The sequence below is a fragment of the Mycobacterium sp. 1465703.0 genome (genome assembly GCF_001672975.1).
In the GTDB taxonomy this organism is placed as follows: Bacteria; Actinomycetota; Actinomycetes; order Mycobacteriales; family Mycobacteriaceae; genus Mycobacterium.
Map to the genome: position 1 here is coordinate 68,093 of NZ_LZKU01000135.1, position 13,338 is coordinate 81,430.

At 66.4% G+C, this 13,338-nt stretch carries 13 protein-coding genes, 1 tRNA gene and 1 pseudogene; 9 read left to right on the top strand and 6 right to left on the bottom strand.

Translation table 11 applies throughout. The features are described 5' to 3' along the window. Nucleotides 1-43: 43 nt before the first annotated feature. Complete coding sequence (gene rdgB, locus A5625_RS12200) at nt 44-658, top strand: RdgB/HAM1 family non-canonical purine NTP pyrophosphatase (RefSeq protein WP_197516061.1); 615 nt, start codon at nt 44-46, stop codon at nt 656-658. Nucleotides 659-755: 97 nt separating this feature from the next. Here rdgB and A5625_RS12205 read toward each other — a convergent pair whose 3' ends face one another. Then, entirely contained in the window at nt 756-1,106 is a 351-nt protein-coding gene (locus A5625_RS12205) for a DUF3817 domain-containing protein (protein WP_066993539.1), read from the bottom strand. Next, a complete protein-coding gene (locus A5625_RS12210; protein ID WP_066993599.1) occupies nt 1,103-1,483 on the bottom strand; it encodes a hypothetical protein in 381 nt (126 codons plus the stop codon). The genes A5625_RS12205 and A5625_RS12210 overlap by 4 nt, the downstream gene beginning before the upstream one ends. An 80-nt stretch (nt 1,484-1,563) precedes the next feature. Here A5625_RS12210 and A5625_RS12215 point away from each other — a divergent pair. Together A5625_RS12215 and A5625_RS12220 are read left to right on the top strand one after the other, a co-directional pair. Beyond that, nucleotides 1,564-1,647 (top strand) — tRNA-Leu (locus A5625_RS12215). A gap of 85 nt (nt 1,648-1,732) precedes the next feature. Next, complete coding sequence (locus tag A5625_RS12220; protein WP_066993542.1) at nt 1,733-2,059, top strand: hypothetical protein; 327 nt, start codon at nt 1,733-1,735, stop codon at nt 2,057-2,059. A 10-nt stretch (nt 2,060-2,069) separates the two neighbouring features. Here A5625_RS12220 and A5625_RS12225 read toward each other — a convergent pair whose 3' ends face one another. After that, nucleotides 2,070-2,495, bottom strand: a complete 426-nt coding sequence (locus A5625_RS12225; protein ID WP_066993545.1) for a thiol-disulfide oxidoreductase DCC family protein — start codon at nt 2,493-2,495, stop codon at nt 2,070-2,072. A gap of 133 nt (nt 2,496-2,628) precedes the next feature. Here A5625_RS12225 and A5625_RS12230 point away from each other — a divergent pair, with 133 nt between their 5' ends. From A5625_RS12230 to A5625_RS12240, 3 genes are all read left to right on the top strand, one after another. Then, nucleotides 2,629-5,244, top strand: a complete 2,616-nt coding sequence (locus tag A5625_RS12230) for an ABC transporter ATP-binding protein/permease (protein ID WP_066993548.1) — start codon at nt 2,629-2,631, stop codon at nt 5,242-5,244. Further along, nucleotides 5,241-6,977: an ABC transporter ATP-binding protein gene (locus tag A5625_RS12235; RefSeq protein ID WP_066993551.1), complete on the top strand. Its 1,737-nt coding sequence runs from the start codon at nt 5,241-5,243 to the stop codon at nt 6,975-6,977. Before A5625_RS12230 ends, A5625_RS12235 begins: the two co-directional genes overlap by 4 nt. A gap of 87 nt (nt 6,978-7,064) precedes the next feature. Then, nucleotides 7,065-8,141, top strand: a complete 1,077-nt coding sequence (locus A5625_RS12240; RefSeq protein ID WP_066993553.1) for a phosphotransferase family protein — start codon at nt 7,065-7,067, stop codon at nt 8,139-8,141. Nucleotides 8,142-8,144: 3 nt separating this feature from the next. On the opposite strand, the gene A5625_RS12245 is transcribed toward A5625_RS12240, so the two are convergent. The 3 genes from A5625_RS12245 to A5625_RS12255 are packed head-to-tail and all read right to left on the bottom strand — an operon-like array spanning nt 8,145 to nt 10,678. Continuing rightward, complete coding sequence (locus A5625_RS12245; protein WP_066993557.1) at nt 8,145-8,573, bottom strand: pyridoxamine 5'-phosphate oxidase family protein; 429 nt, start codon at nt 8,571-8,573, stop codon at nt 8,145-8,147. 58 nt (nt 8,574-8,631) lie between these two features. Further along, entirely contained in the window at nt 8,632-9,453 is an 822-nt protein-coding gene (locus A5625_RS12250) for a mycofactocin-coupled SDR family oxidoreductase (protein WP_066993559.1), read from the bottom strand. Nucleotides 9,454-9,493: 40 nt separating this feature from the next. Further along, a complete protein-coding gene (locus A5625_RS12255; protein ID WP_197516062.1) occupies nt 9,494-10,678 on the bottom strand; it encodes an acyl-CoA dehydrogenase family protein in 1,185 nt (394 codons plus the stop codon). Nucleotides 10,679-10,784: 106 nt separating this feature from the next. Here A5625_RS12255 and fabG point away from each other — a divergent pair, with 106 nt between their 5' ends. The 3 genes and pseudogenes from fabG to A5625_RS12270 all read left to right on the top strand — a co-directional run. Further along, nucleotides 10,785-11,537, top strand: coding sequence for a 3-oxoacyl-ACP reductase FabG (gene fabG, locus A5625_RS12260; RefSeq protein ID WP_066993564.1), 753 nt, complete (start codon nt 10,785-10,787; stop codon nt 11,535-11,537). Continuing rightward, a complete protein-coding gene (locus A5625_RS12265) occupies nt 11,534-12,760 on the top strand; it encodes an acetyl-CoA C-acetyltransferase (RefSeq protein WP_066993568.1) in 1,227 nt (408 codons plus the stop codon). Before fabG ends, A5625_RS12265 begins: the two co-directional genes overlap by 4 nt. Next, nucleotides 12,757-13,167, top strand: a pseudogene (locus A5625_RS12270) (CoA transferase); the annotation flags it as partial. The gene A5625_RS12265 and the pseudogene A5625_RS12270, both read left to right, overlap by 4 nt. Nucleotides 13,168-13,338 lie beyond the last annotated feature (171 nt).

The following is a 13,338-nucleotide window of genomic DNA, read 5'->3' on the forward strand; positions in this document are numbered from 1 at the left end:
GCGGGGTGCATTGGCAACTGCCCAGAGGCAGGTTTGGGGATAGATGATGACCCGCCTGCTGGTCGCCAGCCGCAACCCCAAGAAGCTGGCCGAGTTGCGCCGGGTGCTCGACGCCGCCGGGCTGACGGGAGTGACATTGGTGTCGCTCGACGAGGTGGCGCCGTTCGAGGAAGCACCGGAGACCGGCGCGATTTTCGAAGACAACGCGTTGGCCAAGGCGCGCGATGCGTTCACCGCGAGCGGACTGCCGAGTGTGGCCGACGATTCCGGACTGGAGGTCGCCGCGCTCAACGGAATGCCCGGTGTGTTGTCGGCGCGCTGGTCGGGCAAGCATGGTGATGACGCGGGCAATACCGCGTTGCTGCTGGCGCAACTGGCAGACGTGCCGGACGGACGTCGAGGCGCGGCGTTCGTGTCCGCCTGCGCGCTCGTCTCGGCCTCCGGCGAAGTCGTCGTCCGCGGCGAGTGGCCCGGCCGCATTGGCCGCGAAGCCCGCGGCGACGGCGGCTTCGGCTATGACCCGGTCTTCATTCCGAATGGAGACGATCGCACCGCCGCCGAGCTGACACCGGCGGAGAAGGACGCCGTCTCGCATCGCGGCCGCGCGCTGCGGCTGCTGTTGCCGGCGCTGGAAACGCTGGCCCGGTCCGAGGGCTAGACGGCGCTCGTCACAGCCGGCGCGGCGCCAGGGTGACTGACGTTGTGCCCGCCTCTTAGCGACAACTTGTTTTCTGCCGTCCGGCAGAGGCGTGTGCCTATATGCCGAACTGCGCTTTGACGTTCCTGGTTTGGAAGTGCTCGACGATGATGCCGAGCAGTGGAATAGTGCCGGCAAGCAGCACGCCGACCGTCTTGCCGAGCGGCCAGCGCACCTTGATCGCCAGATTGAACGCGGCCAGCACGTAGATGAAATACACCCAGCCGTGGACGACTTCGATCCACCGGATCTCGTGATGGAAGACGAGGTGCGAGACGATCTCGTAGCACAGCGCGATGAGCCACAGACCGGTCGCCCACGCCATGATCCGGTAGCCGAACAACGCGGTGCGGATCTTGTCGACGGGGACTGCAGGCGCTGGCGTTCCGGGCGTCTCCGGTGTGGTCATGCGGTTGTCCTCTTCTGCTTTTCGGCGTCTTGTGCAGCGAGCTCGGCCAGATAGGTGTTGTACTCCCGCAGCGCCGGGTCGTCTGCTGCCTGCGGCGTGGGCGTGGGCCGCTCAGGCAGCAGCCCGGCGGGTATCTCGGTCATCGATTCGGTGCTTTTCGGCTGTGGTGGTTCCTCTTCATAGCGAACGAATTTGCGGTAGGCGTACACGCAGAACCACGCGAACAGCGGCCATTGCAATGCATAGCCGAGGTTCTGAAACGAGCCGGAGACGGACTGAAACCTGGTCCACTGCCACCAGCCCAGAGCCAGGCAGCCGCATGCCGCGATGATCACCAGTGCGATCAGCGCGGGCCTGCGACGGTGCGTAGTGGACACCCCTTGACCGTACCGCTCGTCCATCTGCGTCGGTCGCCGACAAGTTGTGAAGTCGTCCAGGCTGTACGATCGCTACGCGCGCGGGCGTGGTGAAATTGGCATACACGCCGGCTTTAGGTGCCGGTGCTCGAAAGAGCGTGAGGGTTCGAGTCCCTCCGCCCGCACTTGCCGAGGCCGAAATCTTGAGCGGTGAGGCGTCAAACTCTTCCTGGCGGGTACTTCAAACCCACAGGACACAAGGGAGACGCCATGCCCACCGGAAACGAAGTCTCACCACTAGGCGAAAAGGCCGTCACCGCAGCAGAAATCGAGCGCGCCGAACACCGCGCCGCCGCGGCCCGCGAACGCGCCGCGCGCGCAGGACTGTCCGCAGCTCAAAGCTTCGAGCAATCCGCAATCCAGCACGAGCGAGTCGCGAAAATCCAGGATTGGACCGTTGAACAAGGCGTCTTGCACTCTGATGTTCACCGCTCGTCGGCAATCAAACATCGTCAGGCGGCCGAAGAGGACCGCCGGCTGGCCGCGCTGAAGCGGAAAGAATCCGAAGCGGACCTTGCCCCGGACGCCGGTCCTTAACGGACGCCGGTCAATCCGCCACGAAGCGGGCGCGAACCTCCGGGGCCGGCAGCGGACAACTGTCGTACTTGCCGAAAGCGCGATAACGAATCGCGGCGAACCTGTCGTAGAGCCAGTCGCGAAGCGGGGCCGGGATGCCGCGTGCCACCTTGAACACCCGCCACGGTCCGCCGAGGTAATCCACCACCCGCAGCATGGCCTCGGACCGGACCGCCACCCGTTCTGACGGCTGGCCGGGGTGATCGACGAACACCACCGAGTCGACATCCGCGATGTCCGGGTGCCGCTCGATGATCGCTTTGGCGAAGACGCTTTGTAACGCCGCGAAGCGCAGAGGACCGGTGGGATCGAAGCGAAGGATGGTGCGCACCGACCGGTTGCACACCCCACAGACCCCGTCGTACAGCAGCACCGGCGCCGCTGATTCACCGCTCATGGTTCCCAGGCTACTGACCGCGGCGGTCGGCAGACGTGCACGGAGTTGACCTATGGTAAGGCAACCCTTAGTTTGTGGGGGTCGTCAGATCGGCGAGGCCGTCGCCGCGGGGCGCCGCGAGAAAGGACCGCCAATGGCACGCGGGTTCCAGGGCGTGATGCTGCGCAGCTTCGGCGCGCGCGACCACACCGCGACGGTGACCGAAACCGTCCGGATCGCTCCGCACTTCGTCCGGGTACGCATGACGTCGCCGACGCTGTTCGAAGACGTCGATGCCGAGCCGGCGGCATGGCTGCGGTTCTGGTTTCCGGACCCGGACGGATCGAAAACGGAATTCCAGCGCGCATACACCATCTCGGAGGCGGACGCGTCCGCCGGACGGTTCGCGGTCGACATCGTGCTGCACGATCCCGCCGGACCCGCATCGCTCTGGGCGCGCACGGTGCAGCCCGGCGCCACCATCGCGGTGATGGCCCTGATGGGCTCGTCCCGGTTCGACGTGCCCGACGAGCAGCCGGCCGGCTATCTGCTGATCGGCGACTCGGCGTCCATCCCCGGAATGAACGGGATCATCGGGGTGATTCCCGACGACGTCCCGATCGAGATGTACCTCGAACAGCACGACGACAACGACACACTGATCCCGATCGCGCAGCACCCCCGGCTACGACTGCACTGGGTTGCCCGCCACGACGAGAAGTCGCTCGCCGCGGCGATCGAGCGCCGCGACTGGTCTGACTGGTATGCGTGGGCGACGCCAGAGGCCACGACCCTCAAGCAGGTGCGCACGCGGCTGCGCGATGAATTCGGTTTTCCCAAATCCGAGGTACACGCCCAGGCCTACTGGAGTGCCGGGCGCGCGATGGGCACCAGGCGCGGCGACGAACCCGAGCAATCCGACAGCGTCGCGCCCAATGTTTCTGCGGAAGATGTTGCGGCTCAACTGGAATCGACTCAGCAGGTGCCCGAGGCGACGCCTGCCCCGGCGGCCCGCGGGAACTGGCGTGCCCAGGCCGCCGGTCGACTGCTGGCGCCACTGCGCTCGGCGCTGATTTTGTCAGGCGTGCTGCAGGCGGTGATCACGCTGGTGCAACTGGCGCCGTTTGTGTTGCTCGTCGAACTGGCCCGGCGTTTGGTATCCGGTGCGCCGGCCGCGCGACTGTGGGACATCGGTATCGCCGCGGTGTCGCTGCTGGGTCTGGGAGCGTTGCTCGGCGCCGCGCTCACGCTGTGGCTGCATGTCGTCGATGCGCGGTTCGCCCGCGATCTGCGTTCTCGGCTGCTACACAAGCTGTCTCGGCTACCGCTGGGCTGGTTCACCGCGCGCGGGTCGGGATCGATCAAGCAGCTACTGCAGGACGACACGCTGTCCTTGCACTACCTGGTCACCCACGCCATTCCGGATGCGGTCGCCGCGGCCGTTGCGCCGGTCGCCGTGCTGGTCTATTTGTTCGCCGTCGACTGGCGGGTGGCGCTGGTGTTGTTCGCGCCCGTCCTGGTGTACCTGGTGTTGACGTCCTCGCTCACGATCCAGTCGGGTCCGCGCATCCCGCAGTCGCAGCACTGGGCCGAGACGATGAGCGGGGAGGCCGGCGCATACCTGGAAGGCCAGCCGGTGATCCGCGTCTTCGGCGGTGCCGCCGCATCCAGCTTCCGGCGCCGGCTGGACGAATACGTCGGCTTCCTGGTCGCCTGGCAGCGCCCGCTGGCCGGCAAGAAGACATTCATGGACCTGGTCACCCGGCCGTCGACGTTCCTGTGGCTCATCGCGGTCACCGGCACACTGCTGGTCGTCACCGGCCGGATGAATCCGGTGGATCTGCTGCCGTTCCTGTTGCTGGGCACCACCTTCGGTGCACGGCTGCTCGGTATTGCCTACGGCCTCGGCGGCATCCGCGCCGGCATGCTGGCCGCCCGGCGCCTGCAGAACACGCTCGACGAGGCCGACCTCGCGGTGCGCGAGCACGACGAGGCCACCCGCGACCCGGCCGCCACTGTCGTCTTCGACAACGTCAGCTTCGGCTATCGCCCCGACGTTCCGGTCATTCACGACGTGTCGCTGACGTTGCGTCCCGGCACAGTCACCGCGCTGGTCGGGCCTTCCGGATCCGGCAAGTCGACACTGGCCGCGTTGCTGGCCCGCTTTCACGACGTCGGCAGGGGCTCGATACGCGTTGGCGGACAAGATATTCGGTCGATGACGGCCGATGATCTCTATGCGCAAGTCGGATTCGTGCTGCAGGAAACGCAATTGGTGCATGGCACCGTCGCCGAGAACATCGCGCTGGCGGTGCCCGATGCCACCGCCACACAAATCGAACGGGCGGCACGCGAGGCGCAGATCCACGACCGCATCATGCGACTGCCGAACGGCTACGACACCATGCTGGGCGCTGGCACCGGGCTCTCGGGCGGCGAACGCCAACGACTCACCATCGCCCGCGCCATCCTGGCCGACACCCCGGTGTTGATCCTCGACGAGGCGACCGCGTTCGCCGACCCCGAATCGGAATACCTGGTGCAGCAAGCGCTCAACCGGCTGACCCAGGACCGCACCGTGCTGGTGATCGCGCATCGATTGCACACCATCACCCGGGCCCACCAGATTGTCGTGCTCGACCACGGCCGCATCGTCGAACGGGGCACAAACGACGAGTTGCTCGCGACCGACGGCCGGTACCGACGGCTGTGGGAAGGCGGGCGTCGCGACCAAGTGGCCGCCGGCACAACTGGTGAGGGGGCGCGATGATTCGCACGTGGTTGAGCCTGGTTCCGGCGGATCGCCGCAATCACGTCATCACCTACACGGCGCTGGCATTGATCTCCGTGGTCGTTCGGGCGGTGGCCACCGTGCTGTTGGTCCCGTTGGTGGGGGCGTTGTTCAGTGCGGCTCCGCAGCGCGCGTTGGTCTGGCTGGGCTGGCTGACCGCGGCCACGGTGACCGGCTGGCTGATCGATACCGCAACGGCCCGTATCGGTTTCAGCCTGGGTTTCGCCGTGCTGGATCACAGTCAGCACGACGTGGCGGACCGACTGCCCGGCGTGCGGCTGGATTGGTTCACCGCAGAGCACACCGCGACGGCACGGCAGGCGATCGCGGCCACCGGGCCAGAACTCGTCGGCCTGGTCGTCAACCTGCTCACACCGCTGATCTCCGCCGTCCTATTGCCAGCAGCCATCGCGGTGGTGTTGTTGCCGGTCTCCTGGCAGCTGGGGGCTGCCGCACTGGGTGGCCTGCCGCTGCTGTTGGGCGCGTTATGGGCGTCGGCCCGGCTGGCCCGGCGAGCGGATTCCGCGGCGGCCGAAGCCAATAGCGCGCTCACCGAGCGCATCATCGAATTCGCCCGGACCCAGCAGGCGTTGCGGGCCGCGCGGCGCGTCGAGCCGGCGAGGAGTCTGGTCGGCGAGGCGCTGGCCGCACAGCATGGCGCCACCATGCGCTTGCTCTCCATGCAGGTGCCGGGGCAACTGCTGTTCAGCCTGGCCAGCCAGCTGGCTTTGATTCTGCTGGCCGGGGCGACGACGGCGCTGACCGTGAACGGAACGCTGGCAATGCCCGAGGCGATCGCGCTGATCGTCGTCATCGTGCGCTACCTCGAGCCCTTCACCACCATCAGCGAGTTGGCGCCGGCGCTGGAGAGCACCCGCGCCACGCTGGACAACATCCGCTCGGTGCTCACGGCGCCGTTGATGAACGTCGGCGCCACCACGTTGGCGTGCGGCGCGGCGCCTCGCATTGAGTTCGACGACGTCGTGTTTCGCTACGACGGTGCGGGCGCACCGGTGCTCGACGGGGTCAGCTTTGCGCTGCAGCCGGGGAGCACGACGGCGATCGTCGGACCGTCCGGCTCGGGCAAAAGCACCATCCTGGCCCTGATCGCCGGGTTGCATGAGCCCAGTGGCGGCCGGGTGTTGATCGACGGAGCTGACGCGGCGACGCTGGACGCCGAGGCCCGACGGGCGGCAAGCAGCGTCGTGTTCCAGCATCCCTACCTGTTCCATGGATCTATCCGCGACAACGTGTTCGCCGGCGATCCGGGCGCCACCGACGAGCGGTTCCAGCGGGCGGTGGCGCTCGCGCGCGTCGACGAACTCGTCGGAAGGCTGCCCGACGGTGCCGATACCGTCGTCGGCGAGGCCGGCTCGGCCCTGTCCGGTGGTGAGCGTCAGCGGGTCAGCATCGCCCGCGCGTTGCTTAAGCCCGCACCGATCCTGCTGGTAGACGAGGCGACCAGCGCTTTGGACACCGAGAACGAAGCCGCGGTGGTCGACGCGCTCACCGCAGACCCGCAATCACGTACCCAGGTGATCGTGGCGCATCGGCTGGCCAGCATCAGTCACGCCGACCGGGTGCTGTTCGTCGACAACGGCCGGGTGGTCGAGGATGGGACGGTTGCCGAATTGCTCGCTGCGGGCGGGCGTTTCGATGAATTCTGGCGGCAACAGCACGAAGCCGCCGAATGGCGCATTCTTGCCGATTAGAGCACCGCTGTTGCCCGCAACTCTTGCGGTATGCCTTACAGTTTGTCAGTCAGACCGAGCTGTCCGCGTACAGGAGGCGTGCTGCTTATGAGTGCTGTGCTGTCGATACCGCGTTATCCCGGCGACGTGACCCCTCAGTGGTTGTCGGCCGCGCTCAGCGGGAGCGGCACACCCGTCGAGGTCGCCGATGTGGACGTGGTCGCGATCGGCACCGGACAGACCGGGGCCACCTACCGGGTGACGGCTCGCTATGCGACGAATCCCGGTGACCTGCCGCAGACCTTTGTGATCAAACTGCCCGCCCAGGACGACACGGTGCGAGACCGGGTCGTCATCGGCTATCGCAGCGAATGCGCGTTCTACTCCTCGGTGGTGGACAGAGTGCAGGTGCCGACACCCCGGTGCTTCTATTCCGAGATTACCGATGACGCAATGGATTTCGCTCTCCTGCTCGCCGATCAGGCTCCGGCGGTGCAGGGCGATCAGCTTGTCGGCTGCGGTGAAATTGAAGCGCGCCTTGCGGTTACCGCCCTGGCCGGCCTGCACGCACCCAGTTGGTGCGATCCGGTCTGGCTTGATTTCCCGGGTATCGCGTTCGGCCGGCCCGATGAGGCCGGAGCGGGCGGTATGGGCGAGGTGGCGAAGCTGAGCGCCGACATCACGCTGGAGAAGCTGGGCGATCGGATGAGTCCCGAAGACCGCGATACCTTCAGTGCGGCAATGGGTTTGATCGCACCGTGGCTGATGTCGGAGTATGACCGGTTCGCCTTGCTGCACGGCGACTATCGCCTGGACAACTTGCTGTTCGATCCGGACCGAACCAGGGTCAGCGTGGTCGACTGGCAGACGCTTGGGGTGGGCTTGCCCACCCGGGATCTCGCCTACTTCACCGCAACCAGTCTCAACTCCCAATTGCGCGCGGACATCGAAGAAGAACTGGTTGCCGACTACCACCGCGCATTGACGGCTGGCGGGGTCAGCGACTACGACCGCGAAACATGTTGGCGTGATTACCGGCTCGGGGTGTTGCAAGCTCCGCTGATCTCGGCGTTGGGCTTCGCCTTCGCCGCCGCCACCGAGCGTGGCGACGACATGGTGCTGACCATGCTGACCCGCGGCTGCCAGGCGATCCGCGAGCTGGGGACGCTGGACCTGATCGGGTGAGAGTCAGAGGTCGCCGGTGAAATCGGCGCTCAGCCAGCGATCGGGCCGAATGGTGAAGAGCACCTCCTCGACACCTTCCATGCTGCGGACGAACGCCCGCCCGCCTTCCTCGCCGAGGTAACGGATGGCGATCGATTCCTGCAAATCTGCCGGGGCCGGGTTGGTGGTCTCGATGACGGTGCCTTCCACCACGACGTATTGATACGGCGGCTCCTCGCGCTGGACCACCAGCGTCACCACCCCCGCCCGCTCGATGAGCCGTGCCTTGCGGCTGGATGGCCCGGTCATGATGTGGATGTTGCCGCCGGGGGAGTAGTCGTACCAGATCGGGACGCTGGCCGGCGGCCGGCCGTCGGTGGCGGCGACGGACAGCACCGCCACGTGCTTGTCGGCGAGGAACTCCTGGCGCTCGGTTTCGCTGAAGCTTTGCATGACGAGTGCAAACGCGAAGACCGCAGAGCTATTCCCGTGCGAGCTGCCCAAACAGCGATCAGTACTGCGTGGAACCCTGATCGACCGGGATCTGGGCGGCGGTGACTTTGCGCGACTCGTCGCTGGCCAGCCAGCACACGGTATCGGCGATCTCCTCCGGCTCGGCGACCCAGTCGGGCAGGAACGGTGTCAGGACATGCGACAGCTGGGGGTTGGTTTCCATCGTCTTGCCCACCGCGTTGATCATGTCGCCGGAGCCCATCGCGGTGTTCACCGGGCCCGGGTGAACGCTGTTGACCCGGATCGAATGCTTACCCAGCTCGGCGGCGAAGGCCCGCGCCAGGCCGGTGACGGCGTGCTTGCTGGCGGTGTAGTGAATCATGAACGGCTGCATCTTCATTCCGGCCGCGGAGCTGATCAGGATGATGGAGCCGCCGCGGCCGCCCTCGATGATCTTGTCCGCGCCGGCCATCACGGTGTTCCAGGTGCCGGTGACGTTGATGTCCATCACGTCGCGGAAGTTTTCCGGCGTGATGTCGTCCCATGCCTGTGGGGCCGCGACCCCGGCATTGGCGACGATGATGTCGAGGCGCCCCAGCTCGGCGACACCGTCCGCGACGGCCTTGCGGAGGCCGTCGAAGTCGCGGGTGTCCACCACCGAGGCGACAATCCGGCGGTTCGTTGCTTCGACCAGGCGCACGGTCTCGCTCAGGTCGTCGGGAGTCGCGGGATTGTAGGGAACGAAGTCCGGCAGTTTGCCGGCGATGTCGACGGCGATGATGTCGGCACCTTCGGAGGCCAACCGCACCGCGTGCGCGCGGCCCTGACCCCGTGCCGCGCCGGTAATCAACGCCACTCTCCCGGCAAGCTTGCCGCTCATGGTTGCTCCTCCATCGGGTTGGGCCACTGCGCGGCCATTCTTATCGCTGCGCCGCCTTGACCAGGTTCGATCCGATAATCAAACGCTGAATCTCGCTGGTGCCCTCGTAAAGACGGAGCAGGCGTACATCGCGGTAGATGCGTTCGACGGCAACTCCTCGCATGTAACCACTGCCGCCGTGGATTTGCACTGCGAGATCCGCTACGTTGCCGGCCATTTCGGTACAGAAGACCTTGGCGGCCGATGGCGCGATCCGGCGATCCTCGCCTGCGACCCACAGCCGCGCGGCATCGCGCACCAGCGCACGGCCGGCCATCACCCCGGTCTGCTGATCGGCGAGCATGCCCTGCACCAACTGAAAGCTCCCGATCGGCGTCCCGCCCTGGGTCGCGGTGGCGGCATACGACACCGATTCGTCGAGCGCGCGTTGAGCGGCGCCCACCGCGAGGGCGGCGATGTGCACCCGCCCGCGGGCCAGCGAAGTCATCGCCGCGCGATATCCGATGTCTTCACTGCCGCCGATGAGCGCATCGGGGCCGACCCGGACGTCGTCGAAGTTGACGTCGGCCGTCCACGCCCCTTCCTGTCCCATCTTGGCGTCCTTGGCGCCCACCACGACGCCCGCGGCGTCCGCCGGTACCAGGAAGACGGCGATCCCCGGGCCCTGGTCATCGGCCGGCCGGGTCCGGGCGAACACCACGAAGAGATTGGCGACGGGCGCGTTGGTGATGAAGCGCTTCTGCCCGGAGATCACCCAATCCCCGTCTTTTTCGGAGCCGTCCCGAACGGCTTTGGTTCGCAGGCCGGCCGGATTCGACCCGGCGCCGGGTTCGGTCAGCGCGAAGGAGGCGACGACTTCGCCGGACGCGATCGACTCCAGCCAGCGGGATTTCTGTTCGTCGGTTCCGAACCCCACCAGAACTTGTCCGGCGATGCCGTTGTTGGTGCCGAACATCGACCGCAGCGCCAGTGAGGTGTAGCCCAACTCCATGGCCAGTTCGACGTCTTGCATCAGATTGAGGCCAAGGCCGCCCCAGGCCTGGGGTATCGCGTAGCCGAACAGGCCCATCTTCTTGGCCTCGTCGCGCAGGTCGTCGGGCACGCAATCGGTGTCCAGGATCTCCTGCTCGCGGGGGACAACGGCGCTGCGGACGAATTGCCTTGTCTGGGCAAGGATTTCGCAGAAATCTTCATCCGGGACTTCAGCGGCTTCGTCGGTGGCCATTGACTCCATGCTCCTCTCCGGATCCGGGCACCCCGGCTCAGAGCAGGATCCTATATCAAATACGATATTTGCCTGACGTGCCCGGTGGTAGCGATAACAGTGAAGGATGTGTGGTCCAGTGGGGTTGTTGACAGGTCAAACGGCGGTAATCACGGGTGGAGCGCAGGGACTGGGTCTGGCCATCGCGGAGCGCTTTGTCGCCGAGGGCGCGCGAGTTGTGCTCGGCGACGTCAATCTCGAGGAAACCCAAGTGGTGGCCAAGCAGCTCGGTGGTGACGACGTCGCCGTCGCGGTGCGCTGCGATGTCACCAAGTCCTCGGAGGTCGAAACCTTGATCCAGACCGCGATCGAGCGGTTCGGAGGCCTGGACATCATGGTCAACAACGCCGGCATCACCCGTGACGCCACAATGCGCAAGATGACCGAGGAGCAGTTCGATCAGGTCATCGCGGTGCACCTGAAGGGGACCTGGAACGGCACCCGGCTGGCCGCCGCCGTCATGCGGGAGAACAAGCGGGGCGCCATCATCAACATGTCCTCGGTGTCGGGCAAGGTCGGCATGATCGGCCAGACCAACTACTCGGCGGCCAAGGCCGGCATCGTCGGCATGACCAAGGCGGCCGCCAAAGAGCTGGCCTATTTGGGCATCCGGGTGAACGCGATTGCCCCCGGCCTGATCCGCTCCGCCATGACGGAGGCCATGCCGCAGCGTATTTGGGACTCGAAGGTCGCCGAGGTGCCGATGGGCCGCGCCGGTGAGCCCAGCGAAGTCGCCAGCGTGGCGCTGTTCTTGGCGTCCGACCTGTCGTCGTACATGACCGGCACTGTCATGGAAATCACCGGCGGCCGACACCTATGAGCACGGCCCGTGAAGCCGTCATCTGTGAACCCGTGCGGACGCCGATCGGCCGCTACGGCGGAATGTTCAAGGCGCGCAGCGCCGTCGATCTCGGTGTCGCCGCGCTGAAAGGCTTGCTCGAGCGAACCGGGCTGGCCCCCGATGCCGTGCAAGATGTGATCCTCGGCCATTGCTATCCCAACAGCGATGCGCCGGCGATCGGGCGGGTGGTGGCGCTGGATTCCGGTCTGCCGGTGACGGTTCCGGGCATGCAGGTCGACCGGCGTTGCGGCTCGGGGCTGCAGGCTGTCATCCAGGCATGCCTGCAAGTGGCCAGCGGTAACCACGATCTGGTCATCGCCGGCGGCTGCGAAAGCATGAGCAACGTCGCCTTCTACTCCACCGACATGCGCTGGGGCGGCGCCCGTGGCGGCGTCCAAGTGCACGACGGGCTGGCCCGGGGACGCACCACCGCCGGCGGCCAGCACTACCCGGTGCCCGGCGGAATGCTGGAAACGGCCGAGAACCTGCGCCGCCAGTACGGCATTTCCCGCCAGGAACAAGACGAGCTGGCGGTGCGATCCCATCAGCGTGCGGTGGCCGCACAGAAAGACGGCATTCTGGCCGAGGAGATCATCCCGGTCGCGGTGCCCACCCGGCACGGCGAGGAACTGATCGACACCGACGAACACCCGCGCGCGGACACGACGGTGGACTCGTTGAGCAAGCTCAAACCCGTTCTGCTGAAGGATGATCCGGAGGCGACCGTCACGGCCGGCAATGCCAGCGGGCAGAACGACGCGGCCTCGATGTGTGTGGTGACCACACCGGAAAACGCCGACGAATACGGGCTGAAGCCGTTGGTGCGGCTGGTGTCCTTGGGGGTGGCGGGCGTAGCACCCAACGTCATGGGCATCGGGCCGGTGCCCGCGACCGAAGTGGCGCTGGCCAAGGCCGGCTTAAAGCTGTCCGACATCGACCTCATCGAACTCAACGAAGCCTTTGCCGCGCAAGCGCTTGCGGTGATGCGGGAATGGAAGTTCAGCGCCGCCGATCACGAGCGGACCAACGTGCACGGTTCGGGGATCTCATTGGGCCACCCGGTCGGCGCAACCGGCGGGCGCATGCTGGCCACCTTGGCGCGCGAGCTCAATCGCCGTGAGGCCCGCTACGGCCTGGAGACCATGTGCATCGGCGGCGGCCAGGGCCTGGCTGCCGTTTTCGAGCGGGTCGCGTCGCAATGATTGAGTTGCCCCTGCAGGGTCTCACCGTGGTGGAGGTGTCGAGTTTCGTCGCCGCCCCGCTGTGCGGCATGACACTGAACCAGCTTGGCGCAGAGGTCATCCGCGTTGACCCGATCGGCGGTGCTTCCGATGTGCAACGGTGGCCGCTGGCAGCCGACGGCACCTCGATCTACTGGACCGGACTGAACAAGGGAAAGCGTTCGGCCACAATCGATCTGCGGTCCCCGGACGGCCAGCAACTGGTACAGCGGCTGATCATCGAGGGTGACGGCATCGTGGTGACCAACGCCGCGGGCTTGTCCTGGCTCAGCCACGATGTCCTGGCAGCCAACCGTCCCGACGTCATTCACGTTCAGTTACTCGGGCGCGGTGACGGCTCCACCGGAGTGGACTACACGGTCAACGCGGCGTACAGTCCGCAGCACACATCCCAGGCCGGCAGTACATGATTGATCGCACCGGCATGATCGGCCGGGCCCGTGACGAGCGGATACCCGAGACCCGCGTTGACCGTGTAGTCCACTCCGGTGGAGCCGTCACCGCGCCCGAGTAACTGAACGTGAATGACGTCGGGACGG

Bases quoted from the DNA above. Each gene is read 5' to 3' on its own strand.
- A5625_RS12235 (WP_066993551.1), top strand. From the start codon at position 5,241: ATGATTCGCACGTGGTTGAGCCTGGTTCCGGCGGATCGCCGCAATCAC.
- A5625_RS12240 (WP_066993553.1), top strand. From the start codon at position 7,065: ATGAGTGCTGTGCTGTCGATACCGCGTTATCCCGGCGACGTGACCCCT.
- A5625_RS12250 (WP_066993559.1), bottom strand. From the start codon at position 9,453: ATGAGCGGCAAGCTTGCCGGGAGAGTGGCGTTGATTACCGGCGCGGCA.
- fabG (WP_066993564.1), top strand. From the start codon at position 10,785: ATGTGTGGTCCAGTGGGGTTGTTGACAGGTCAAACGGCGGTAATCACG.
- A5625_RS12230 (WP_066993548.1), top strand. From the start codon at position 2,629: ATGGCACGCGGGTTCCAGGGCGTGATGCTGCGCAGCTTCGGCGCGCGC.
- A5625_RS12245 (WP_066993557.1), bottom strand. From the start codon at position 8,573: ATGCAAAGCTTCAGCGAAACCGAGCGCCAGGAGTTCCTCGCCGACAAG.
- A5625_RS12265 (WP_066993568.1), top strand. From the start codon at position 11,534: ATGAGCACGGCCCGTGAAGCCGTCATCTGTGAACCCGTGCGGACGCCG.
- A5625_RS12220 (WP_066993542.1), top strand. From the start codon at position 1,733: ATGCCCACCGGAAACGAAGTCTCACCACTAGGCGAAAAGGCCGTCACC.
- A5625_RS12225 (WP_066993545.1), bottom strand. From the start codon at position 2,495: ATGAGCGGTGAATCAGCGGCGCCGGTGCTGCTGTACGACGGGGTCTGT.
- rdgB (WP_197516061.1), top strand. From the start codon at position 44: ATGATGACCCGCCTGCTGGTCGCCAGCCGCAACCCCAAGAAGCTGGCC.
- A5625_RS12205 (WP_066993539.1), bottom strand. From the start codon at position 1,106: ATGACCACACCGGAGACGCCCGGAACGCCAGCGCCTGCAGTCCCCGTC.
- A5625_RS12255 (WP_197516062.1), bottom strand. From the start codon at position 10,678: ATGGCCACCGACGAAGCCGCTGAAGTCCCGGATGAAGATTTCTGCGAA.